Annotated in this window: 22 protein-coding genes; 12 read left to right on the forward strand and 10 right to left on the reverse strand. The window is 59.2% G+C overall.

Annotation, left to right across the window (positions count from 1 at the left end):
- Positions 1 to 35: 35 nt before the first annotated feature.
- The 3 genes from WCX49_RS07000 to WCX49_RS07010 form a co-directional block, all read right to left on the reverse strand.
- A complete protein-coding gene (locus tag WCX49_RS07000) occupies positions 36 to 2,084 on the reverse strand; it encodes a glycoside hydrolase family 57 protein (protein WP_345984380.1) in 2,049 nt (682 codons plus the stop codon).
- Positions 2,069 to 4,576, reverse strand: a complete 2,508-nt coding sequence (locus tag WCX49_RS07005) for a sugar phosphate nucleotidyltransferase (RefSeq protein WP_345984381.1) — start codon at positions 4,574 to 4,576, stop codon at positions 2,069 to 2,071. Before WCX49_RS07005 ends, WCX49_RS07000 begins: the two co-directional genes overlap by 16 nt.
- A 90-nt stretch (positions 4,577 to 4,666) precedes the next feature.
- Positions 4,667 to 4,948: a hypothetical protein gene (locus WCX49_RS07010; protein ID WP_345984382.1), complete on the reverse strand. Its 282-nt coding sequence runs from the start codon at positions 4,946 to 4,948 to the stop codon at positions 4,667 to 4,669.
- Positions 4,949 to 5,129: 181 nt separating this feature from the next.
- On the opposite strand from WCX49_RS07010, the gene gatC reads away from it, so the two are divergent.
- The 3 genes from gatC to WCX49_RS07025 are packed head-to-tail and all read left to right on the forward strand — an operon-like array spanning position 5,130 to position 6,837.
- Positions 5,130 to 5,420 carry an Asp-tRNA(Asn)/Glu-tRNA(Gln) amidotransferase subunit GatC gene (gene gatC, locus WCX49_RS07015; protein ID WP_345984383.1) on the forward strand — a complete coding sequence of 97 codons (291 nt, stop codon included), beginning with the start codon at positions 5,130 to 5,132 and terminating at the stop codon, positions 5,418 to 5,420.
- Positions 5,417 to 5,764, forward strand: a complete 348-nt coding sequence (locus WCX49_RS07020; protein WP_345984384.1) for a Spx/MgsR family RNA polymerase-binding regulatory protein — start codon at positions 5,417 to 5,419, stop codon at positions 5,762 to 5,764. The genes gatC and WCX49_RS07020 overlap by 4 nt, the downstream gene beginning before the upstream one ends.
- Positions 5,761 to 6,837, forward strand: a complete 1,077-nt coding sequence (locus tag WCX49_RS07025; RefSeq protein ID WP_345984385.1) for a type IV pilus twitching motility protein PilT — start codon at positions 5,761 to 5,763, stop codon at positions 6,835 to 6,837. Before WCX49_RS07020 ends, WCX49_RS07025 begins: the two co-directional genes overlap by 4 nt.
- 381 nt (positions 6,838 to 7,218) lie before the next feature.
- Here WCX49_RS07025 and WCX49_RS07030 read toward each other — a convergent pair whose 3' ends face one another.
- Complete coding sequence (locus WCX49_RS07030; protein WP_345984386.1) at positions 7,219 to 8,568, reverse strand: 3-deoxy-7-phosphoheptulonate synthase class II; 1,350 nt, start codon at positions 8,566 to 8,568, stop codon at positions 7,219 to 7,221.
- Positions 8,569 to 8,718: 150 nt separating this feature from the next.
- Here WCX49_RS07030 and WCX49_RS07035 point away from each other — a divergent pair, with 150 nt between their 5' ends.
- The 9 genes from WCX49_RS07035 to WCX49_RS07075 all read left to right on the forward strand — a co-directional run bounded on the left by WCX49_RS07035 (position 8,719) and on the right by WCX49_RS07075 (position 17,118).
- Complete coding sequence (locus WCX49_RS07035) at positions 8,719 to 9,324, forward strand: CvpA family protein (RefSeq protein WP_345984387.1); 606 nt, start codon at positions 8,719 to 8,721, stop codon at positions 9,322 to 9,324.
- Positions 9,321 to 9,803, forward strand: a complete 483-nt coding sequence (locus tag WCX49_RS07040; RefSeq protein WP_345984388.1) for a transcriptional repressor — start codon at positions 9,321 to 9,323, stop codon at positions 9,801 to 9,803. The genes WCX49_RS07035 and WCX49_RS07040 overlap by 4 nt, the downstream gene beginning before the upstream one ends.
- 15 nt (positions 9,804 to 9,818) lie before the next feature.
- Positions 9,819 to 11,348 carry a lysine--tRNA ligase gene (gene lysS, locus WCX49_RS07045; protein ID WP_345984389.1) on the forward strand — a complete coding sequence of 510 codons (1,530 nt, stop codon included), beginning with the start codon at positions 9,819 to 9,821 and terminating at the stop codon, positions 11,346 to 11,348.
- A 121-nt stretch (positions 11,349 to 11,469) separates the two neighbouring features.
- A complete protein-coding gene (locus tag WCX49_RS07050) occupies positions 11,470 to 12,717 on the forward strand; it encodes a serine hydroxymethyltransferase (protein ID WP_345984390.1) in 1,248 nt (415 codons plus the stop codon).
- The gene (locus WCX49_RS07055; RefSeq protein WP_345984391.1) at positions 12,717 to 13,253 is read left to right on the forward strand and encodes a DUF1882 domain-containing protein; all 537 of its coding nucleotides are present in this window, start codon (positions 12,717 to 12,719) and stop codon (positions 13,251 to 13,253) included. Before WCX49_RS07050 ends, WCX49_RS07055 begins: the two co-directional genes overlap by 1 nt.
- Complete coding sequence (locus WCX49_RS07060) at positions 13,246 to 13,935, forward strand: SPOR domain-containing protein (RefSeq protein ID WP_345984392.1); 690 nt, start codon at positions 13,246 to 13,248, stop codon at positions 13,933 to 13,935. Before WCX49_RS07055 ends, WCX49_RS07060 begins: the two co-directional genes overlap by 8 nt.
- Positions 13,936 to 13,947: 12 nt before the next feature.
- Positions 13,948 to 15,354 carry an anthranilate synthase component I family protein gene (locus tag WCX49_RS07065; protein ID WP_345984393.1) on the forward strand — a complete coding sequence of 469 codons (1,407 nt, stop codon included), beginning with the start codon at positions 13,948 to 13,950 and terminating at the stop codon, positions 15,352 to 15,354.
- Positions 15,351 to 16,148: a shikimate dehydrogenase gene (locus tag WCX49_RS07070; protein ID WP_345984394.1), complete on the forward strand. Its 798-nt coding sequence runs from the start codon at positions 15,351 to 15,353 to the stop codon at positions 16,146 to 16,148. Before WCX49_RS07065 ends, WCX49_RS07070 begins: the two co-directional genes overlap by 4 nt.
- Positions 16,129 to 17,118 carry a lytic murein transglycosylase gene (locus tag WCX49_RS07075; RefSeq protein ID WP_345984395.1) on the forward strand — a complete coding sequence of 330 codons (990 nt, stop codon included), beginning with the start codon at positions 16,129 to 16,131 and terminating at the stop codon, positions 17,116 to 17,118. The genes WCX49_RS07070 and WCX49_RS07075 overlap by 20 nt, the downstream gene beginning before the upstream one ends.
- Positions 17,119 to 17,145: 27 nt before the next feature.
- Here the strand turns inward: WCX49_RS07075 and WCX49_RS07080 are convergent, their stop codons facing one another.
- The 6 genes from WCX49_RS07080 to WCX49_RS07105 are packed head-to-tail and all read right to left on the reverse strand — an operon-like array spanning position 17,146 to position 21,175.
- The gene (locus tag WCX49_RS07080; RefSeq protein WP_345984396.1) at positions 17,146 to 17,928 is read right to left on the reverse strand and encodes an ABC transporter ATP-binding protein; all 783 of its coding nucleotides are present in this window, start codon (positions 17,926 to 17,928) and stop codon (positions 17,146 to 17,148) included.
- On the reverse strand, positions 17,921 to 18,469 hold the full coding sequence (locus WCX49_RS07085) for a hypothetical protein (RefSeq protein WP_345984397.1): 549 nt from the start codon (positions 18,467 to 18,469) through the stop codon (positions 17,921 to 17,923). Before WCX49_RS07085 ends, WCX49_RS07080 begins: the two co-directional genes overlap by 8 nt.
- A complete protein-coding gene (locus tag WCX49_RS07090) occupies positions 18,459 to 19,106 on the reverse strand; it encodes an energy-coupling factor ABC transporter permease (protein ID WP_345984398.1) in 648 nt (215 codons plus the stop codon). The genes WCX49_RS07085 and WCX49_RS07090 overlap by 11 nt, the downstream gene beginning before the upstream one ends.
- Before the next feature lie 10 nt (positions 19,107 to 19,116).
- On the reverse strand, positions 19,117 to 20,091 hold the full coding sequence (locus WCX49_RS07095; protein WP_345984399.1) for a transporter: 975 nt from the start codon (positions 20,089 to 20,091) through the stop codon (positions 19,117 to 19,119).
- Positions 20,088 to 20,507 carry a hypothetical protein gene (locus WCX49_RS07100; RefSeq protein WP_345984400.1) on the reverse strand — a complete coding sequence of 140 codons (420 nt, stop codon included), beginning with the start codon at positions 20,505 to 20,507 and terminating at the stop codon, positions 20,088 to 20,090. Before WCX49_RS07100 ends, WCX49_RS07095 begins: the two co-directional genes overlap by 4 nt.
- Entirely contained in the window at positions 20,507 to 21,175 is a 669-nt protein-coding gene (locus tag WCX49_RS07105) for a DUF4198 domain-containing protein (protein ID WP_345984401.1), read from the reverse strand. The genes WCX49_RS07100 and WCX49_RS07105 overlap by 1 nt, the downstream gene beginning before the upstream one ends.
- Positions 21,176 to 21,295: the final 120 nt, after the last annotated feature.

The raw sequence follows: 21,295 nt of genomic DNA on the forward strand, positions 1-21,295 counted from the left end.
TTTGCATCAGATCATGTGCCATTTGTGCTCTTTTCCTAGACAAACCAGTGCTCCGCGTAAGTTTCATTCATATCGATATGCAGCGACCCGTACCCCGGCAGGGTCTGGACGATCTCCTCCCCGCGCGTGATCTCAAAGCGCAGATGGAAGACATCCAGGCCGATGAAGCCCCCGCGCGAAAGCGACAGTTCCGGACGTTCGTCGAAGGCGAAATCGACGCGCTCGTCCTGCAGGGGTTTCGTCATCGGGAGAACGACTTTCCTGCCGTTCTCCTCAACCGTGATAATCAGGGTACACCCCTGGGCGCGCAGCCTGTCGGTATCCCCTTCAAACGCAAGGTAGACCCGCTCTTCGTCATGCCCGTAGTGGATCTTCTCGACCGGACCGCGGACGCGGTCCATCGTCGAATACCCCTTGCGCTCGTCGACCGTACCGCTGCCGAGCCACTCGAAAAAGCTCGACTCTTTCCCGTCGATGATGGGCGAAACAGGGCTCTGCGGGTAGGTCAGGAAGGCGTCGCGGCCCTTCTGGGAGATGATCGGCTCGAAAAGGTCGGCAGGGGGCTGCATCTCCAGCAGGCGGTAGATGGCGATGAGATGGTCGCGGAAAAGCGCGTCGAACTCCTCGGCGAAATCCGTCGCATGGTCATCGCCGTACCACCAGAACCAGTCGCTACATTCGGCGGCCAGGAAATGAAACCGGATCTTTTCCGCCGTTTCCGGATCGACCCTGCCCTCGTGGTGATCGGCATCACGGCGCGTCTGATAGATCAGTTCCCAGGCTCTGTTCTTTTCGGCGTGCCCGCTCCAGGTATCGAAATTCCCGTAGATCCAGCTTCCCGGCGCCAGACGGGAGAGTGTCGGCTGGTCCGGCTGGAGCGCGACCTCGTTCATCGTGACCGTCTCGATCCCGCCGGTGCGTTCCAGGCGGGCATAGAGCGCCATGAAGAAGTCATAGGCGTTGTTCTCGAAGAACTCCCAGGCGTTCTCACCGTCGAGGATGACAAAAACGGTCCGCCCGTGCTGCTTTGCGCCGATGCCGCCGAGGGCACGGACAAAGTGATCGGCCGCTTCGTCGGCGGGTTTGAACCGGTAGGTGAAACCGATGAGGTCGCTGAGGCCGTGGTCGCGGAAGCCCATCGTCACCCCGTCGAAACGGTAGGGGCTGTAGAGGTTGTCGCGCGCGTCACTCCTGAGCGAACGGAAAAGAATCTCCTCGTCCGTCGCGATCCACTTCAGAGCGTGGTTCCGGTAGATCCCGACGCTGCGCTCGTCCACCGCCCCTTCCGCCGGCCAGAACCCGACCGGGTCCGTGCCGAACGTCTTTTTGTACAGGGCGACCGCACGGCTGACCTGTTCTGCCGCATCCGATTCCAGGGAGAGGGGGTTTGCCGGCAGTGTCGTATGGGGGTTGGCCCGTTTGGCATTTTCCATATCGAGCAGCAGCGGCAGGATGGGGTGGTTGTACGGCGTCGTCGACACGGCGATACGGCCCGCTTTCTGCAGTTTTGCGTAAAACGGCAGGATCGTCGCCACAAAGGCCGTGAGCTCCTCGAGCAGTGCGTGCTTGTCCCGCTGGGAATAGGCGTCGCGCTGCGCCAGAAGCTTCTTGACCACGCTGCTGTTGTGGCGCAGATAGTTGCCGCACCATGCCAGCATAAAGAGCACCTGCAGCTCCAGCAGCTGCTCAGGACTGTAGTCGTCGCGGTGGAAGAGCGCCGCGTAGCGCGGCAGCGGCCGTACCATGGTCTCGAACTGCGTCGATTTGCACATCTTGACCATCCAGGCGCGCTCATTCTCTTCCAGCTTTTCCACCGGTTTGATCCACAGGGCCAAAAAGGCGTCGTTGACCAGCGGATCGCGGTAGAGGTTCAGCTGCTCGATCAGCGGCGGCGTCACGTTGAACGTGGCTTTGAGTCCCGGGAACCGGGTCAGGAGCCACGGCATCTCGTAATAGTCCTTGATGGCGTGCAGAAAGACCCATGGCATCGTCATGACACCGCTGCTGTCCCGGTAGTCGGGCTGGTGCATATGCCAGATAAACGCCAGGTTCAACGGTGCCGTTTCCATCACGCTCTGGCCCACTCCGCAACCTTGGTCGTGTATTCGGCGAGAATCGCCTCGCCGCGCTCGCTCGTCTCCGCCTGGATGTAGAGGTTGAGATGGTCGCTGTACTGGTCCGGAATCATCAGGACCCAGTCATTCTTGTCGAGCCAGATCTTCACGCCGTCGAGGGTCGAGGCGTCTTTGCCCTTCGCATCCTCGAGGAAACGGCGCATCATCTTGCCCTTGAGCGACTGGCTACATGCCGCCTGGGCCGTACGGTAGTAGAACTTCGGCAGCGACGCGATCAGCTCGGATAGCTTGACCTCGAACTTGATCAGCATCTCCAGGATCTTCAGGGTCGCGAACATGCTGTCGCGGTGCGTCGCGAAGGCGGTGAAGGCAAAGTTCCCCTCCCCTGTCGCCACGAGGTCGTACTGGCGCATCTGCTCCGCTTTGAAGTTGGCGTACTGTCCGCGCTCGATCTCGAGGGAGTCGAAGAAGACGATGTCCGCCGCCCAGGTCGGCAGGAAGACCTTCATCTTCTCGCCGCGTTCGCGCGCTTCCATGTTCAGCAGCGTAAGCACGACGTAGAGCGCCGTCTGCTTTTCGAGCACCTTCCCCTCGTCGCACATGATATCCAGGCGCTGGCCGTAGGGGTAGAACATGAAACCGGCATCCAGCCCCATGGAAGTCATGACAGCACTCATGTCGCCGACGGAGCGCTTCACCAGGGAGTTGATGTTCGCCAGGCGTTTCTCATCCGCATAAGCGTTGAAGATGATATTGTCCACCTCCATGTCGCGCAGGATTTCCGGGTAGACCTCATAGCCCATCCCGTGCATCACGTCTACGGCGATCCGGCACCCGCTGCGTTTGAAGAAATGCGGGTCGAAGAGGTGCTCCATCTGCTTCTGGTAGGCGGAGTACTCTCTGGCATGATCCGATTCGAAGATCTGGCCGATCTGGGAAAAGTCGACCCGGCGGAAGGTCTCTTTGAAAAAGGCCTTCTCAACCTTCTTCGCCACCTCGTTGTTGATCCGCAGCGCTTCACTGTTGTAGAAGGTGATGACCGTGCTGGTGGGGTCGTCGATCTGCTGACGGAAGTAGACCCCCGCGACGACCTTGCTGTCCATGGAGAGGCTGCAGCGCAGGACCGAGGAGGGAATGCCGTTATAGTCCTTGACATTGACACCCGAGGAGAGCAGCCCGCCGACGAAGGCGCGTTTGAGCATCCGCGAGCCTTTGTTATAGTCGCGGGCCATGACGACCGTCGAACCGATCGGCAGCTGGGCACCGAACGCCTCGGCGAGCTTCGTCGCCATTTCGCAGGAGAGCTCGACGTTGGATTTCCCGACAACATACCCGTTCTCGAAAATGGAGTTCTTGTAGCGGCTCCCGAGAATCACGCTGCGGCTGACGATGGCCGCATCCTCGATCACTTTGTGCGGCCAGATCGTGACGTCCTTCTCGACGGTGACCAGCTGGCCGATCTCGCACTCTTCGGCCAGGATAAGTCCCGCCTTTGCCGTGACGTTTTTGCCGATCTGGTTGTCGTTACAGATGACACAACCGTCGAGCAGTGCACGCTTGTCCACCGTGACGCGTTCCCACAGGACGCTGTTGCGCACTTTGCTCTCTTTGCCGATCGTACAGTCGTCGCCGACGACGACGTTGTTGAGCTTCGTGCCTTTGCCGACGGTGACGTTCCTGCCCAGGACGACCGTCCCGATGATCTCGACACTGTCGTCGAGTTTATAGGGTTCGTCGCTGTAGAGTGTCCCGTCGGGGTAGGCCTGGCGGACCGGCGGCATCATCACCTTGACGCTGCCGCCGAGGATATCCTCGTAGACGTCGCGGTAGCTCTCCGGGTTGCCGACATCGCGCCAGTACCCTTCGGCGTTACCGGCCATGAGGGGCACCCCTTCGCGCATCAGCAGCGGGAAGAGGTCTTTGGCGAAGTCGAAATTCTCGTTTTTGGGGATGTAGGAGAGGATCTCCGGTTCGATGACGTAGATCCCCGTATTGATCGTGTCGCTGAAGACCTCGCCCCAGCTCGGCTTTTCGAGGAACTTCTCGATCCGCCCCTCTTCGTTGGCGATGACGACGCCGAACTCGAGAGGGTTCTCGACCGAGGTGAGCGTGATCGTCAGCTTGGAGTCTTTCTGTTTGTGGTAATCGAAGATCTTCTTGAAATCGAAATCCGTCACCAGGTCGCCGCTGATGATAATGAAGTTGTCGTCGCCGATATACTCCTCGGCCAGCTTGACCGCCCCTGCCGTGCCGTAATCGTCATCGGGCAGGACGTAAGTGATGTTGATCCCCAGGTGGCTGCCGTCTTTAAAGTGTTCCTTGATAATGTCGGGCTTGAAATAGAGCAGCACAATAAACTCGGTGATCCCGAGCTCCTTCAGGGTCATCATCGTGTGCTCCATCATCGGACGGTTCACAATCGGCAGCATCGGCTTCGGACGCGAATGGGTTAACGGTTGGATCCTCGTTCCAAACCCACCTGCCATAACAACGGCTTTCATACACTCTCCTCACAATATAAATCAACCCCTCCGTTTAACGACCGGTAAGGCAGTTACGTCGTCCCTGATCTTTTACAGTTCATACGGCATTCACAGCTCCAGCAGAGCGTTGTGGCTGCCGAACGGCGAAGGGACCGTTGCACAGTCCCCCTCCGCCATCCAGGCACCGTCGCCGCTTTTGTAGCCGAATTCAAACGTACTGCCGGCGGGCAATACCTTCGTCAGATAAAACTCGCCGTTCTTTTTCTGCTTCATCGGTTCATCCGACCAGTCGTTCCAGGCACCGCACAAGACGACGTCTTCCATTCCGGTTTCGGGGAGAACCGTAAACGTTACCCAGACTTTTTTCCCGTTCTGTTTTTTTCTGATCATTACCCACCTCTTATGTTTTGAAATGTGCTTTTAGGATTCTACTACAAAATAGTATGCAAAACAGATTACGAGTTGATTGCAAATTAATCAATATACTCCTGCAGGCGGCCGATACGGGCACTCTGCCTCTAAGTATCTTTTTGCTACAATTAATACGATTACGCCAACGTAAAGGTATTTTATGCAAATCGATGACGCCCTGCTAAGCCGTCTGGAAAAACTCTCAATGCTCAAGATTGACGACGCCCACCGCGAAGAGGTGATCGGTCAGCTCAGCGAGATCGTCGCCTTTGTCGACAATCTTAGCGCACTGGATACAACCGATGTCCCCGACACCTTTGCCATGACCGCAAATGCGACGCAATTGCGCGAAGATGTTCCCAACTGCAACACCGCCGTCAACGACGACATCCTTGAACATGCTCCTCACAGCGACGAGCATTTCTTTATCGTCCCGAAGATTATCGAATGATCACTGTCTACGGCATCAAAAACTGCGACAGCGTGAAAAAAGCCCTCGCTTTTTTCAAAAAGCACGACATCGCCTACACCTTCGTGGATTTCAAAACGGATCCCGTCGGCGAAGCGGAAGTCGACCGCTGGCTTGCAATGGGTGCCGAGATGCAACAGCTTTTCAATACGCGGGGAACGACCTACCGTACCCTCAAACTCAAAGAACTCAACCTCGATGACGGCGGTAAACGGACCTGGCTTGCCAAGGAAAACCTGTTAATAAAACGCCCTGTTGTGGAAACCGGAAATCATGTTATAATCGGTTTCAATGAACCCCTCTATGAAGGAGAACTTCTCTCATGAGTCAGACCCTGGATATCCGTAAACTGTTAAAAAGCGTCGTCGCCTACAATGCGTCGGACCTTCACCTCGTTTCCCGTTCCGAACCGCAGATCCGTATCGACGGCCGTCTGGTGGCGCTGAACCTTCCCGTCCTCGACGGCAAAACGATCGAGGATATGTCCTACTCCCTGCTGACCGAGAAACAGAAAAAAGAGTTCGAGGAGCATAACGAACTCGACTTCGCGATCCTGCTCCCCGAAGTCGGCCGTTTCCGTGCGAACTACTATAAGACGATGGGCGACATCGCCTGCGCCTTCCGTATCATTCCGATCGAGATCCCGAGCCTTGACGATCTCAACGCCAAATCGATCTTCAAAAAAATCATCAAACGCGAGAAGGGGCTTATCCTCGTCACCGGCCCGACCGGTAGCGGTAAGTCCACCACCCTGGCGGCCATGCTCAACGAGATCAACGAAACGGAAAACCGCCACATCATCAGCGTCGAGGACCCGGTCGAATTCGTTCACCAGAACAAAAAGTGTCTCTTCTCCCACCGGAACGTCGGGACCGATACGGCCAACTTCGCCAACGCGCTCAAATACGCGATGCGTGAAGACCCCGATGTCATCCTGGTCGGGGAGATGCGTGACAAGGAGACCATTGCCGCCGCACTGACCGCGGCCGAAACGGGTCACCTCGTCTTCGGAACCCTGCACACCAACTCCGCGCCGCAGACGATCAACCGTATTATCGACGTCTTCAGCGGGGACGAGCAGCCGCAGATCCGTGCGCAGCTCTCCACCTCCATCATCGCCGTTATCTCCCAGGCGCTGCTCCCGCGTCTGGGCGGCGGACGGGTCGCGGCCCAGGAGCTGATGATCAACATTCCGGCAGTCGCCAACCTGATCCGCGAAGACAAAGTCCACCAGCTCTATTCCCAGATGCAGCTCAACCAGCAGGAGACGGGGATGGTCACCCAGACCCAGGAGCTCTTCGACCTGGTCCGCAAGCGGATCGTCTCCAAGCAGGACGCCATCCAGTGGTCCAACCGTCCCGACGAACTTATCAAGGCGCTCGACGCCGCCGCGCTCTAAGCGCACTGCTCCGCCCTTCCCCGTTCGGGGAAAAATCACGTAATACTTTCTTGGAATTGTCTAGAATCTGAAAATTGCCGCAGTGTGGATTTGTGTAATGCTTAAGTGCGGTTTATACCTAAAGGTACTTCCTTCGGTCGCCTGCACGCGCCCTGCAATAAGTACCCTTGGGGTGCGCCCTGAAAGAAGTGCTCTCGGAGTATGGGCTTCCTGCCGAGGATGAAGCTTGCGGAATTCCGCAACAAAGTGAGGACAAAACCCAGTGTTAAGGTGAGAAGCGTCAGCGGATGCAAACTGCTTTGCATCTGTAGCTTCGGAACCGGAGGCATTGTGCCGGAGCACTGCCGAAGGAGGCCGAGGCCCGGATGCCGTAATTAAAAATTAGCTACGGGCTGCTTTGAGGGTATCGGCGATGAGGAACGCCAGTTCGAGGGACTGGTCCGCATTGAGGCGCGGATCGCAGTGGGTGTGGTAGCGGCTGTTGAGGTCCTCTTCCGTAATATGGAAGGCACCGCCGAGGCACTCGGTGACGTTCTTGCCCGTCATCTCCAGGTGAACGCCGCCGCCGTAGGTCCCCTCGGACTTGTGGACCTGGAAGAACTCTTTCATCTCGGTGAGGATATCATCGACGCGGCGGGTCTTGTAACCGTTGCCGGACTTGATGATGTTGCCGTGCATCGGGTCGCAGCTCCAGAGTACTTGTTTGCCTTCGCGTTCGACGGCGCGGATCAGTTCCGGCAGGTGGTCGCCGACCTTGCCCGCACCCATGCGTACGATGACGTTGATGCGTCCCGCTTCGTTCTCCGGGTTCAGGGTATCGCAGAGCTTGAGCAGGTCTTCGGTCGTCATGGACGGACCGGCTTTGAAGGCCAGCGGGTTTTTGACGCCGCGCAGGAACTCGACGTGCGCGCCGTCGACCTGGCGGGTACGGTCGCCGATCCAGAGCATGTGCGAGGAGACGTCGTACCAGTCGCCCGTCAGGGAGTCCTGGCGGGTGAAGGCCTCTTCGTAGTTGAGCAGTAGCGCTTCGTGCGAGGTGAAGTAATCCGTTTCACGCAGGGTGCGGTAGCTCTGCGACGTCACGCCGCAGGCTTCCATAAAGCGCAGGGACTGCTCGATCTGTGCGGCGAAGGCTTCGTACTTCTCCGACATCTCCGTCTGCTTGACGAAATCGAGGTTCCACTTGTGGACCTGGTGCAGATCCGCCATACCCCCAGACGCGAAGGCGCGCAGCAGGTTCAGCGTCGGTGCCGCCTGGTGGTAGGCGTGGATCATGCGTTCCGGATCCGGGATACGTGCGTCCTCGGTAAATTCGATGCTGTTGATGATATCGCCGCGGTAGCTCGGCAGCGTCACGTCACCGATAGTTTCCATGTCAGAGGAGCGCGGCTTGGCGAACTGTCCGCCCATGCGCCCGACTTTGACGACCGGCAGGCCGCTGGCGAAGCTCATGACGACGGCCATCTGCAGCATCACTTTGAACGTATCGCGGATGTTGTCGGCATGGAACTCGGAGAAACTCTCGGCGCAGTCGCCGCCCTGGAGCAGGAACGCCTTCCCTTCAGAGACCTGGGCCAGCTGCGTTTTGAGGTTCCGTGCTTCGCCCGCAAACACCAGCGGCGGATAACGCCGCAGCTCTGCTTCGACCCGTTTCAGGTGGTCCTGATCGGGGTAGGTCGGTTGCTGCTTGATCGGAAAACTTCTCCAGCTCGATGGTGACCAGTTACTCATGGCTCTCAATACCTTATAATCAATTTTGAGCGGCAATGATACAGCACGAAGCTTTAACAGGGGGTTAATAACGCGCTGCTGGCACGCTGTCAAGCTTTTTTTAGTGAGAGTTGTCTATAATTCTTCTCAATTTCAAAACGGGCGTTCTGAATGGATTTCAACTACTTCGACCTTGTCATCTCCGTCATCATCCTGCTGCTTGGCCTCAAAGGCATCCTCAACGGCTTTTTCAAAGAGCTTTTCGGGTTGATCGGGATCATCGGCGGTATCTTCGTCGCATCGCGCGTCAGCGGCGAGGTCGGAGCCTTCCTCAACGACAATATTTTCCATTTCGAGAGCCCCTCTCTCATCTCTTTTTCGGGCTTCCTCCTCACCTTGGCGCTCTTCTGGCTCGCCATGGTCGGAATCGGCCATCTCTTCAAACGCCTCGGTGCCGCCAGCGGCCTGGGCGCGCTTGACCGTCTTGCCGGGTTCGTGTTCGGCAGCGGGAAGTTCTTCTTCATCGCCGCCGTCATCGCCTATGCCCTCAACAACGTCGTCACCATCCGCGAAAACATCCGCGAACCGCTTGAGGGAAGCATCCTTTTCCCTATTCTCGTCGAGACCGGCAGCTACATCATGCACCTCGACACCGAATCGCTGCAGCCCAAGGAGAGCGCACCCAAGCCCGAAACGAACGACTCCGCCATCTCGATCGAACGTGCCGGCGAGATCATCGAGACGGTCAAATCACAGCTGAAGGAGCAGACGCAATGAGCCATTCGAATGACTTCAACGCCAAAACCATCGAATACGAACAGCTCCTCGAAGATTTCAAAAAACTGCTGAAAAAGAACGGGCTGAAGTTCACGATCCAGCGCGAGGTGATCCTGGAGACGCTTTATAACTCCGACGAGCACCTGACCCCCGAAGCGCTTCACAAGAAGATCCAGGAGAACTACCCGGACCTCAAAACGGGGATCGCGACAATCTACCGCACGCTGGGGCTGCTGGAGAATGAAGAGATCGTCACCTCGCTCTCCTTCGGCGCCCAGGGCAAGAAGTACGAGCTGGGTGCCAAAGAGCACCACGACCATATGATCTGTACCGAATGCGGCTCCATCACCGAGTTCGTCGACGAAGAGATCGAAAAACGCCAGCACGCCATCGCCGAAAAACTCGGCTTCCAGATGAAAGACCACTCGATGCAGATCTACGGGGTCTGCGCCGAATGCCAGAAAAAATCACACACCTAAAAGAGGAGATCGCTATTGTCTTTTTTTGACAACAAATACATCCAGCAACGTATCGAAAAAGCCGATGCGCTCAAGGCCGAGGGGATCAACCCCTACGCCAACGACTCGGCACGCAATACGACCATCGACAAATTCCTGAACGTCAACTCCGACCTGGCGCATACCGAGACGAAACGCGACGAGAACCGCCGCTACTGCGTCGCGGGGCGCATCAAGTTCTTCCGCGTCATGGGGAAGGCGAGCTTCCTGAAGATCGAAGACGAAAGCGCCATGCTGCAGGTCTACGTCACCCGCGACAACCTGCCGGAGGGCTTTTACAACAACGTCTTCAAAAAACAGATCGAGGTCGGTGACATCATCGAGGTCGAAGGCTTCCCCTTCGTCACCAACCAGGGCGAGCTCTCCCTGCACGTCGACGGCTTCAAGCTCCTGACCAAGGCGATCGCGCCGCTGCCGGAGAAGTTCCACGGCCTCACCGACAAAGAGATGCGCTACCGCCAGCGCTACCTCGACCTGATCATGAACAGCGAAGTGCGCAAGACCTTCAAGATCCGCAGCCAGATCATTTCGCTCACGCGCCGCTTCTTCGAGGACAAAGGCTTCCTCGAGGTCGAAACGCCGATGATGCACCCCATCGCGGGGGGCGCCAACGCCAAGCCGTTCGTGACGCACCATAACGCCCTGGGCGTCGACCGCTACCTGCGCATCGCCCCGGAACTCTACCTCAAGCGCCTCATCGTCGGTGGCTTCGAAGCCGTCTTCGAGATCAACCGCAACTTCAGAAACGAGGGGATGGACGCGACGCACAACCCGGAGTTCACCTCCATCGAGTTCTACTGGGCCTTCAAGACCTACAAGGACCTCATTGCGCTCACCAAGGAGTACTTCGAGTACCTCTTCGACCACCTGAAGCTCCCGACGCTGCTGCCCTACGGCGAGATGGAAGTCGACTTCTCCAAATTCACGGAGATCCCGCTCATCGAGTCGCTCAGCGCGATCGGCGGCGTGCCGGAGATCATTGTACACGACAAAGCGAAGATGCTCGTCTACCTGCGTGAAAACGGATTTGACGTCAGCGACACTCTCAATGTCGGCCAGCTCCAGGGCGAAATGTTCGACGCCTTCGTCGAGGACAAGCTCATCAACCCGACCTTTATCACGATGTACCCGGTCGAGATCTCCCCGCTGGCACGCCGCAACGACGCCAACCCGGCGCTCACCGACCGCTTCGAGCTCTTTATCGCCGGGCGCGAGATCGCCAACGCCTTCAGCGAGCTCAACGACCCCATCGACCAGCTCGGCCGTTTCGAGGGGCAGCTCGAAGCCAAAGCCGGCGGTGACGAAGAGGCGCACGAGATGGACGAGGACTTCGTCCGCGCGCTCAGCTACGGGATGGCCCCGACCGCCGGCCAGGGGATCGGCATCGACCGTCTCGTCATGCTGCTGACCAACGAGCACTCCATCCGCGACGTGCTCCTGTTCCCGGCGATGAAGCCGCTGAAACATGAAACGAATCCATCCGAAGACGGAGACGAGGAAGAGTAAGAGTAAGAGTAAGTGCGGTTTATCTGCACGCGGGCTCGCCGCCGAGGTGAACCCAGTGTTAACGTAGGCAGCGGGACTTTGTTCCGATGCCGTATTTAATTTAAAACAAAAGAGGAAAAAAATGAGCTTTCTGCAAGAGTTTGACAACGAAGTTTATGCCCTGTGTGAAAAAGAGCTGGAGCGCCAGACCGACCACCTTGAGATGATCGCTTCCGAGAACTTTACCCTGCCCGCCGTCATGGAGGCGATGGGTTCCGTATTCACGAACAAATACGCCGAAGGCTACCCGCAGAAACGTTACTACGGCGGATGTGAATTTGCCGATGCCGTCGAGCAGCTCGCCATCGACCGCGCCTGCGAGCTCTTCGGCTGTAAATTCGCCAACGTCCAGCCGCACGCCGGCTCCCAGGCGAACGGCGCCGTCTACGCCGCGCTGATCCAGGCGGGCGACAAGATCCTCGGGATGGACCTGAGCCACGGCGGTCACCTGACCCACGGTGCGAAGCCCAGCTTCTCGGGCAAGAACTACCAGAGCTTCACCTACGGTGTCGAGCTCGACGGCCGCATCAACTACGAGCGTGTCATGGACATCGCCCGCATCGTCCAGCCGAAGATCATCGTCTGCGGCGCTTCCGCCTATGCCAGAGAGATCGACTTCAAGAAATTCCGCGAGATCGCGGACGAAGTCGGTGCGATCCTCTTTGCGGACATCGCCCACATCGCCGGCCTCGTTGCCGCAGGTGAGCACCCGAGCCCGTTCCCGTACGCAGACGTCGTCACCACAACGACGCACAAGACCCTTGCCGGCCCGCGCGGCGGTCTCATCATGACCAACGACGAGGATATCGCGAAGAAAATCAACTCTGCGATCTTCCCGGGTCTGCAGGGCGGGCCGCTGGTCCACGTCATCGCCGCCAAGGCCGTTGGCTTCAAATACAACCTCTCCGAGGAGTGGAAAGCGTACGCGAAGCAGGTCAAGTCCAACGCGAGCGTCCTCGCCGACGTCATCATGAAACGCGGCTACAAGGTCGTCAGCGACGGTACGGACAACCACCTGGTGCTCGTCTCCTTCCTCGACCGCGACTTCAGCGGTAAAGATGCCGATGCGGCGCTGGGCCGTGCGGGCATCACCGTCAACAAGAACACCGTTCCGGGCGAATTCCGTTCGCCCTTTGTCACCTCCGGTATCCGCATCGGTTCCCCGGCACTGACGTCCCGCGGGATGAAAGAGGAGCAGTTCGAGATCATCGCCAACCGCATCTGCGACGTCCTCGACGATATCGAGAACGAAGCCAAGCAGGCCGAAATCAAATCAGAACTCAAAGCGCTCGCCCAGCAGTTCGTCATCTACTCCCAGCCGACGTATTGATGGACAGAGAGGCCCGTTTTTTCGAACGGATCGTCCGGTCGTACTACTGGCAGAAGATGCCGGAAGTCGCCGAACAGATCCCGTTCGGGAACCGCACCTTCTTTTCGAAATACAAGCGTGTCGATGCGCCGCTGAGCGATACCCTGATCAACGCGCACCGCGCCCGGCAGCTTACCCTGGCCCACCCCCTTGTCGACGCTGACGGTAACGTCCCTTTTATCGTGATCGACTACAACGGCGATGCGCCAAAGCACTTCTACCACCATGCGGGCAAGATCCTCTCGGCACTGGGGTATGAAGACCTTGTCACCTTCCACTCGGCAAGCCCGAACCACCTGCATCTCTACGTGCCATGCGACGCCGCTTTACAACACGCCGTCGAAATGGGTAAAATCATTTCCCAAAAACTGGAAGAGAAAATGAACCGGCAGTGGCGGGTCTTCCCCACCGACGCGCTGCCCGATGCCTACAACATCATTAATCTTCCCTATGCCCTGTTTACAGCGGGGGGCAACAAAGGAGCCCAGTATGCCTGACGAACACCACAACGAACTCAACGATATCATCCTCAACCGGAATTCACGGGACGGCACCCGGAAAAAGATGCTTATCGGAGTCGGTACGCTGGTGATCGTCGCCATCGTCATCGTCATTATCATGGGACGCATGAGCGGTTCCGCACCGGTACAGGTCGCCCACCCGGAAGTCGTTGCCAAACCGATCCCCTCACCGGTCACCCCGGCGGAATCCGTCAATGCGACGACCCCTGCCCCCGAACCGGAAGCGGAGCCGGCAGCCGAAGCGCCCGCAGTCCCCGAGATGGCCCAGCCGGTCCCGATCGAGCAGAGCGACATCATCGTCATCGACGAGACGGAACCCGAAGTAGTACCGGAGCCGAAACCGGTACCTGCACCGGTCGTAAAACCGAAACCCGCACCGGTCCCGACGCCTGCACCGGCAGTCGCGGGCCATCCGGCACCGGGTGATGTCTATATCCAGGTCGGCTCGTTCAGCCGCTACAAGCCCAACCGCACCTTCCTGGACAACATCAAGCGCAGCGGCTACGAGTACACCTTCCACCGCGTCGTCATCAACGGCGCGACGATCAACAAGGTCCTCGTCGGACCGTTCAAAAGCCGCAGCGACGCCAAAGCGCGCCTGCAGGATGTCCGCCGCAAGATCGAATCCGGCGCCTTCATCTACACCATCAAACCGTAAGAAGCGAGAGTTATGTTCCACCATACCCAGTTTATGCTCGATCAGTTCGCGCCGATCGCGCTCTACCAGAAACTCAAAAATGCCTTTGCGGACGAGATCACCTTCCTGTTCGAGAGTGCCGGCAGCAGCGGCGGCAAGAACAGTATCATCCTGATCGGCGCGCGGGAACGCCTGCAGTACCGCGAGGGCGAAACGCGCTATACGAACGGTGCGGGTGAAACCGACGTGTCGGCGGTCTCCCCTTTTGATTTTCTCAAATCCTACTACGCCGCTATAGACACCGCCCCGTACAAGGCGGTCTGCAAAAGCCTCGATATCGGCTATGCCGACGGCTTTATCGGCTACATCGGCTACGACATGGTCAAGGTGTTCGAGCCGGTACTGAAGAGCTACATGGAGAAACTCGACGACCCGATGCAGGTGCCCGACCTCGACCTGATCCTGCCCAAGCTCGTCGTCGTCTACTCCCACCAGAACCACAAGGTCACCCTGCTGACGACCCTGGACGCGATGGCGGAGCGCTTCGGCACCCTCGAAGCCGAGATCAAGGGCGAATACGACTACACGCCGCTCGTGCCGATGCATAACGACGAAGGGGGCAGTTTCGCCTTTACGAAGGAGCGCTTCTTCGAGATGGTGGCGGACTCCAAAGAGATGATCAAGAGCGGCGACGTCTTCCAGATCCTGATGACGAACCGCTACACCCGCAAAGCGAATGTCGACCCGTTCAGCTTCTACCGCATTCTCCGCACGAAGAACCCTTCGCCCTACATGTTCCTGATGGAGTACGAGGATTTCGCCATCGTCGGCAGCTCCCCGGAGGTCATGGTGCGCCTGCAGGAGAACGAACTGCTGCTGCGCCCCATCGCGGGCACCCGCAAGCGCGGCGACACCAAAGAGCGCGACCGTGAACTCGAAGAGGAGCTGCTGGCAGACCCCAAAGAGCTCTCCGAGCACCTCATGCTCATCGACCTGGGCCGCAACGACATCGGCCGCGTCGCCAAGACGGGCACGGTCAAGGTCGAGGACATGATGCACATCGAGCGCTACTCCCACGTCATGCACATCGTCAGCGACGTCACCGCGGAACTACGCGAGGACAAAGACATGTTCGACCTCTTTATGGCGACCTTCACCGCCGGCACGATGACCGGGGCGCCGAAGATCCGCGCCATGGAGCTTATTGCCGAATTCGAAGGGCTCAAGCGCGGCTTCTACAGCGGGGCCATCGGCTACTTCGGCTTTGACGGCAATATGGACAGCGCCATCACGATCCGGACCTCCCTCGTCAAACCGGGTGAGGTGATCCTGCAGGCGGGCGCGGGCATCGTCGCGGACTCCCAGCCCGAACTGGAGTACCTCGAAGTCCAGAATAAACTGGGCGCGCTGATGAGCTCCCTGGAGGACCTGAAGTTTTGACCCCCGCCCTCTTCGCCATCTTCGGCGATCCCGTCCACCACTCCCGCTCGCCGCTGATGCACAACCACGTCTTCAAACGCCTGGGGTATCCCGGCTGCTACACGCGGGTGCATCTGACCGACGGCACCAAACTTCGCAAAACCTTTTTCGACCTGGGGCTGCAGGGCGCGAACATCACCGTGCCGCACAAAGAGGCCGCCTACAACGCCTGCGACGAGATCCGCGGCTTCGCCAAAGAGGTCGGCGTCGTCAATACGATCGTCAACGAAAACGGTAAACTGATCGGCTATAACACCGATGCCGACGGTTTTCTCTTCGCCATCCGCAACTTTGACAATGTCAACGACGTCCTGATCCTCGGCGCGGGCGGCACGGCACGGGCGCTGGCAACGAGGCTGAAGCAGGATGGCAAGAGCGTCCACGTCCTCAACCGCTCCGCCGGCCGTCTCGCCCCCTTCGCCGCCGACGGTTTCACAACGATGACGTGGGACGCTTTTGAACCGAAAGCTTACGACCTCGTCGTCAATACGACTTCGGCCGGGCTCGAAGACGACAGCCTCCCTGCCCCCGAAGCCCTGCTGCTCCCGCTGCTGCGGCAGAGCCGCTACGGGGCCGATGCCATCTACGGCAAGGTGACGCCTTTTCTCGCGCTCTGTGCCGAGAACGGCCTCAAAGCCATCGACGGCGCCGAGATGCTGCTGGGCCAGGGGGTCCTGGCCAACCGTTTCTTCACCCGGGAGCGCTACGAAGCCGATACCATCGAAGAGGTGATGCGTGAAAGTTTTACCTTTTAACCGCGCAGCCGCGGCCCTGCTTCTGCCGCTGCTCAGCACTGCCCTCTTCGCCTACAGCGACTGCAGCTTCAAAATCGACGCCTACGAATCCATCTGCAACAAGGCGGTCAAAGCCGGCGTCAGCGTCGACTACGCCAACCGCTACCTGCTCGATGCCCAGAGCACCCTGCGCGACGCCCAGAGCCTGCGCCTCTTCAGCCCGAAGATGATCACGGTCCACCATGCCAACGAGAAGCGTGCCAACAACGCCCTCGTCACCTTCGTACCGGCCATGGTCGAAAACCTTCGGCAGTACCGCGGCGCCTATGACGAGGCGGAACGGCGCTTCGGCGTCAACCGCGAGGTCATCGCGGCCATTCTCGCCAAGGAGACACGTCTGGGACGTGTGGGATGTACCCACGACGCCTTCACCGTCTTCAACACGCTCGTACGGGAGCTTCCCGCCGACAGCGAACGCAACAGGGGGCTCCTTGCCATGGCCGAGCGCAACATCGTCTCCCTGATGGACTTCTGCTACGCCAACGCCATTACCCCAAGCGACTGCCGTTTCAAAAGTTCCTATGCCGGGGCGGTCGGCATCTCCCAGTTCATGCCGCAGAACTTCTACCTCGTCGAGAGCTACGGCGAAGGAGCGGGCGACCTGCAGAAGATGGAGGACGCCATTCTCTCGACCGCGCGCTACCTGCATGACAATGCCTCTTTTACGGCGCTGATCGACTGGAAGAAGTTCCCGGTGATGCCCGAGGTTGAAGAGGCGTGGTACGACTACGACTTCGCGACCGACAACGCCTCCTTCGCCTTCGACAAGGGGCGCAACGGCCGCACCTACAACTGCTTTGCCTGCGGCAAACCGGAACTGGATCACCTCTCGGTCTACGTCAAGAAGATCATGCGCTACAACAACTCCAGCAACTACGCCGTGGGCGTGTTGCGCCTCGCCTACGACGCCCATCTGCTACTGAATAAATAAAACGGTATTCGCGCGAAGGTAGAAGCCTTACGCCCAGTCGTGCAGGTGGGCGTGGGTGTGTTCGCTGCCGCCGTGGGTATGGCGGTGGCGGTGCAGCAGTCTGGCCTCGTCCAGGATACGCAGGTCGTCAAACAGCGCATCGACCGGGCCGTCGTAGTGCAGGGTGTGGTCGGGACCGAGCACGAGCGCGCGTGTCCCAAGCTCGCGGCCGAGGCTGAGGTTGTGCGTACAGAGCAGCGTCGTGATATTCATCTCCTGCAGCAGCTCCACCAGCCACCCCGTCGTCGGCGGGTCCAGGTGCGCCGTCGGTTCGTCCATCATCAGGAACTTCGGCTCGACGGCCAGCAGCGAGGCCAGCAGCACCCGCTGTTTCTCGCCGCCGCTGAGCCTGTAGGGGGCGCGTTCGAGCAGCTTCGTCACCCCGAACAGCTCCGCGAAGTGCTTTACCCTCTCATCGACGTCGTCAAATCCGAAGGTCCGCGGCCCGAAGGCGATCTCCTCGTAGACGCTCGTATTGAAAAGCATGCTGTTGGGGTCCTGCATCTGCAGCACGTTCTCGCGCCTGAACGTTCCCTTGTTCGCTTTGAGGTAGCGTTTGTCCATCGCTTCCCCGCCGTAGAGGATCTCGCCGCTTTTGGGCTGTTCCAGCCCATTGAGGAGTTTGAGCAGGGTCGACTTGCCCGAGCCGTTGATCCCGAAGAGCACGAGCTTCTCCCCTTCTTCTATAGTAAAGGAGATATCGCGCAGCAGCGGATGTTTCTCCCCTTCGAAATCGGTCGCGTCGAAACTGACGTTGCGGCACTCAATCATCCATCACCCCCCGTGATCGCATCCCCATCGCATTCTCCTGCGACAGCGAAAGTGTTTTGTACATAAAATAGTAGAGCTGCGCCAGCAGCGCATGCAGCCTTGTGCCGCGCTGACGGCCGGCGTTGCGGCTCCGCAGCCCCTCCGAAAATGCAGCGTAGGAGCGTATAAAAGCGATGATCTGCGAGACACAGAGGGTATAGAGCAGCGAGAGCGTCCGCGAAAATGCAAGTGCCCGGGCCATATTGATGCGCGACACCAGGGTGAAGGTCATCAGCGTCATCGCCAGGGCGCGCAGGTTGATCAGCAGCAGGGCCGCTTCGGGAAAGCCGAAGAAGCGGTGGGCCAGGAAGTAGGCCAGCGTCACGGTCACGTTAAAGAGCAGCAGCGCCGCGACCGCACGGCGCAGCAGCAGCCAGCGCCGGCGACCGCCCAGCGCGACGAGCAGCAGCAACAGCGCGCCGATCACCCTTATGTCATGGATATAGCCCAGCGCCACGATCCCGGCGAGATAGGCGAAGAGCCACAGACGTTCAAACCGCATCGAACACCCCTTTGAAATAGCGCTGCAGGAAACGTACCATCATGAGCGTCACGGCCCCCTCGGCGAATCCCGCGATGAGATGCGGGATCATGATGCTCGGCAGCGTCACCTCCAGCCCGAAGGGGAAAAAGAGCGGCTTGCCCCCGGCGTCGTGGGCGATCAGCGGCTGGATGCCCAGTACGAACGCGACGATCACCGCCGGGATGACCAGTCCGAACCAGCCCGCCGCGAAAAGGGCCGCGCTCTCCGAAAAACGTTTCACGAAGCGGTAGACGGTATAGGCGGAGACGGACCCGGCAAAGGCGATCGCGATGACGTGCACCCCGTACGCGGTGATCCCGCCTTCCCCGAAGAGCAGCGCCTGCACCAGCAGTACCAGGGAGAGCGCCCCGAAGGCCGTCCACGGGCCGAACAGTACCGCCATCAGCCCCACCCCGCCCAGGTGGACCGAGGTGCCGCCGGGCATGGGGACCGCGAAGAGCATCGCGACGAAACTGAACGCGCTCACCGCCGCGACCCCGGCGATCTTGTCGGCATCGAGCTCGGCACGCTTCAGCGCCAGGAAAATGAGTCCCGCCGCCACGGCCGTGGCCGGGAGGTAGGTGATCGGGGAGAGAAAACCGTCGGGGATATGCATCTCTTAGCCTTTAAAAGAGGGTCGAGAAGGTAAAGATAATGCGGTAGCGCTCTTTGCCTTCGGAACCCTGCTGGAGATCCGCTTCGTTCAGGTCCGTCACCGTCGGCAGTTTCACGCCCATTGCGGCCGAAACAGTCTTGTAGGTCAGACGCATGCCAGGCGTCGTATAGAGGATCGAACCGCCCGTCGCTTCGGCGCCGACACCGTCCTCTTCGTCACGGCCGAGGTAGAGGTAGTTTGCCTCGAGGGAAGCATCCAGCCGCAGCCGCGATTTTGGCAACTCGTAGACCCTTGCAGTGAGTGCGCCGTTGACACGGATCTCATCCCCGAACCGCAGACGGGTGCCGTCGTCGTAGGTATGCTCAAAGAAGGTATTGTACGAACAGTCGCCCACGAACGTAAAGGCGTTCCCGAACCACTTGGTCATGCTGGCCCCGACCATCAATGAGGGTTCGCCGAACCCCGTCTGCATCCCCGGGTCGATGAGCGCGCCGCTGCCGTCCTTGCGTTCGGAGTCCCCCGTGGGCAGGGTGCCGTTCACGAAGAGCGTAAAGTGCCAATCCTCCATGTCATCCAGGCTCTCGTTTTTGCGTGCCAGTTTGAACCCCTCGTCATAGACCAGCCCGAGCACGAGCTGGAGGTTGACGTCATGGAAGCCCGACACCATTGTCGCGTCGTCCAGCGCCTTCGTATAGTAGGGCATGAACACATACGCACTCAGGTAGGGGGTCGCCCCGTAGCCCAGGCCGTAGAGCCAGTAGTCCGTCCGCTCCATCTCGCCGTCTTTGGCACTCGTGTAGGTTTTGTACTTCGCGTGGTCGAGCTTCAGGTATCCCAGGAACGATCCCTCCGGAAGCGTCGTTGAACTGGTCGTTTCCAGCGGCGCCCCCGGACCGTCGACGCCCGTCAGGCTGATCGAAGGTACCCCGTGGTGTCCCCATGCCGCGGCACAGGCCAATGCCGCCATTCCCAATACTTTTTTCATTCCCCTCTCCTTTTTTTATAAAAATACAGCCCGCCGAACAGCGCGAAGATCAGCGCCAGCCCGACAAAGACCTTCTGGAACTTCTCGAACAGCGGCCGGTCATACCCGCCCAGGGCCAGTTGATCGTCGACGGTGATCTCCACCGTCGCGCCGTGGCCGTCCTCGCCGAAGGCCTTCAGTGTCCACACCCCCTGTTTCGTCGGCAGGAAACAGAGCGACGACATTTTATCCGTCCGTCCGACCTGGTAGGGAATGGTCTCGCCGGGGGCGTAGAGCTCATAGGACTGGTAGGAAAAATCGCTCTGATCGGCATAGGAGAAGGAGACGGCGATGCATTCCGCATGCGACACCCGGTGCACGAGGTCATGGGCGAAGAGCAGCGGCGTCAGCATCATCAGGCCAAAAAGCAGTCGCATCACTTCACCTCCAGGTTCAGCGTGGCGTTGTAGAGACGCTCGGCGACCGGGGCACCCCGGAGCGGTTCTCTCAGGGTGGCGCGGATGAGCTGCAGCCCCGCGTGGCGGATACGGACATTGATATGTCCCGCCTCGTCCGTCATGCCGACGACCCGGCCCTCATAGGCGACGACCGCCCCGGCTTTCGGCGCCCCGTCGAAGGTTGCGAGAATCCGCATCTTGTCCCCCGCTTCCAGGTTTGAGGGGTCCCGGCTGAAACTCAGTTCAAACCCTTTTCCCAGCGGCGTAAAGTCCGCAGGCCGGTTCAAGCGCTTGACGCTTTCGATACTCTCCCAGCTCCGGATCACCATGGTAGGGTTTGCCTCCGCCGCCGTGACGATGCCGTAGGGGGTTTTGGCGTAATTGCCCAGGTGCAACACGACCATCACGCTGTCGCACGCCGTGCCGAGACGTTCCGAAACGCCGAACGGCCCCTGCACCTCGTCGGTCGTGCCGTTACGGCGGCAGTAGCGCTCGGAAGGAAACCGCTGCGGCGCCTCGTCCTTATGGGCATGCTCCCCCGCGTCCGCGGCGAGGTGACCGCGCTGCAGTGCGCCCGAAGCGTCGATCCAGTAGTCGTGGGCCGAAAGCGTTGCCGCCGTCATCGCCATGAGAAGAAGTCGGTACATCCATCCCTCCAAACCGGCCGGTGCCGGCTGTAATGAATCATTATTCACCTGCATCTTAAAGAAGGATCACTAAAGCCGCACTAAACGATCTCACTTCTTATATCGTTTTAGGACCAAATA

Source organism: Sulfurimonas sp. HSL-1656 (assembly GCF_039645585.1).
In the GTDB taxonomy this organism is placed as follows: domain Bacteria; phylum Campylobacterota; class Campylobacteria; order Campylobacterales; family Sulfurimonadaceae; genus Thiomicrolovo; species Thiomicrolovo subterrani.

Excerpts from the sequence above, each read along its gene's own strand:
- WCX49_RS07060 (WP_345984392.1), top strand. The coding sequence starts at position 13,246 with ATGCCTGACGAACACCACAACGAACTCAACGATATCATCCTCAACCGG.
- WCX49_RS07010 (WP_345984382.1), bottom strand. The coding sequence starts at position 4,948 with ATGATCAGAAAAAAACAGAACGGGAAAAAAGTCTGGGTAACGTTTACG.
- gatC (WP_345984383.1), top strand. The coding sequence starts at position 5,130 with ATGCAAATCGATGACGCCCTGCTAAGCCGTCTGGAAAAACTCTCAATG.
- WCX49_RS07085 (WP_345984397.1), bottom strand. The coding sequence starts at position 18,469 with ATGCGGTTTGAACGTCTGTGGCTCTTCGCCTATCTCGCCGGGATCGTG.
- WCX49_RS07080 (WP_345984396.1), bottom strand. The coding sequence starts at position 17,928 with ATGATTGAGTGCCGCAACGTCAGTTTCGACGCGACCGATTTCGAAGGG.
- WCX49_RS07040 (WP_345984388.1), top strand. The coding sequence starts at position 9,321 with ATGAGCCATTCGAATGACTTCAACGCCAAAACCATCGAATACGAACAG.
- WCX49_RS07050 (WP_345984390.1), top strand. The coding sequence starts at position 11,470 with ATGAGCTTTCTGCAAGAGTTTGACAACGAAGTTTATGCCCTGTGTGAA.
- WCX49_RS07055 (WP_345984391.1), top strand. The coding sequence starts at position 12,717 with ATGGACAGAGAGGCCCGTTTTTTCGAACGGATCGTCCGGTCGTACTAC.
- WCX49_RS07035 (WP_345984387.1), top strand. The coding sequence starts at position 8,719 with ATGGATTTCAACTACTTCGACCTTGTCATCTCCGTCATCATCCTGCTG.
- WCX49_RS07030 (WP_345984386.1), bottom strand. The coding sequence starts at position 8,568 with ATGAGTAACTGGTCACCATCGAGCTGGAGAAGTTTTCCGATCAAGCAG.
- WCX49_RS07090 (WP_345984398.1), bottom strand. The coding sequence starts at position 19,106 with ATGCATATCCCCGACGGTTTTCTCTCCCCGATCACCTACCTCCCGGCC.
- WCX49_RS07100 (WP_345984400.1), bottom strand. The coding sequence starts at position 20,507 with ATGCGACTGCTTTTTGGCCTGATGATGCTGACGCCGCTGCTCTTCGCC.
- WCX49_RS07065 (WP_345984393.1), top strand. The coding sequence starts at position 13,948 with ATGTTCCACCATACCCAGTTTATGCTCGATCAGTTCGCGCCGATCGCG.
- WCX49_RS07020 (WP_345984384.1), top strand. The coding sequence starts at position 5,417 with ATGATCACTGTCTACGGCATCAAAAACTGCGACAGCGTGAAAAAAGCC.
- WCX49_RS07105 (WP_345984401.1), bottom strand. The coding sequence starts at position 21,175 with ATGTACCGACTTCTTCTCATGGCGATGACGGCGGCAACGCTTTCGGCC.
- WCX49_RS07025 (WP_345984385.1), top strand. The coding sequence starts at position 5,761 with ATGAGTCAGACCCTGGATATCCGTAAACTGTTAAAAAGCGTCGTCGCC.
- WCX49_RS07005 (WP_345984381.1), bottom strand. The coding sequence starts at position 4,576 with ATGAAAGCCGTTGTTATGGCAGGTGGGTTTGGAACGAGGATCCAACCG.
- WCX49_RS07095 (WP_345984399.1), bottom strand. The coding sequence starts at position 20,091 with ATGAAAAAAGTATTGGGAATGGCGGCATTGGCCTGTGCCGCGGCATGG.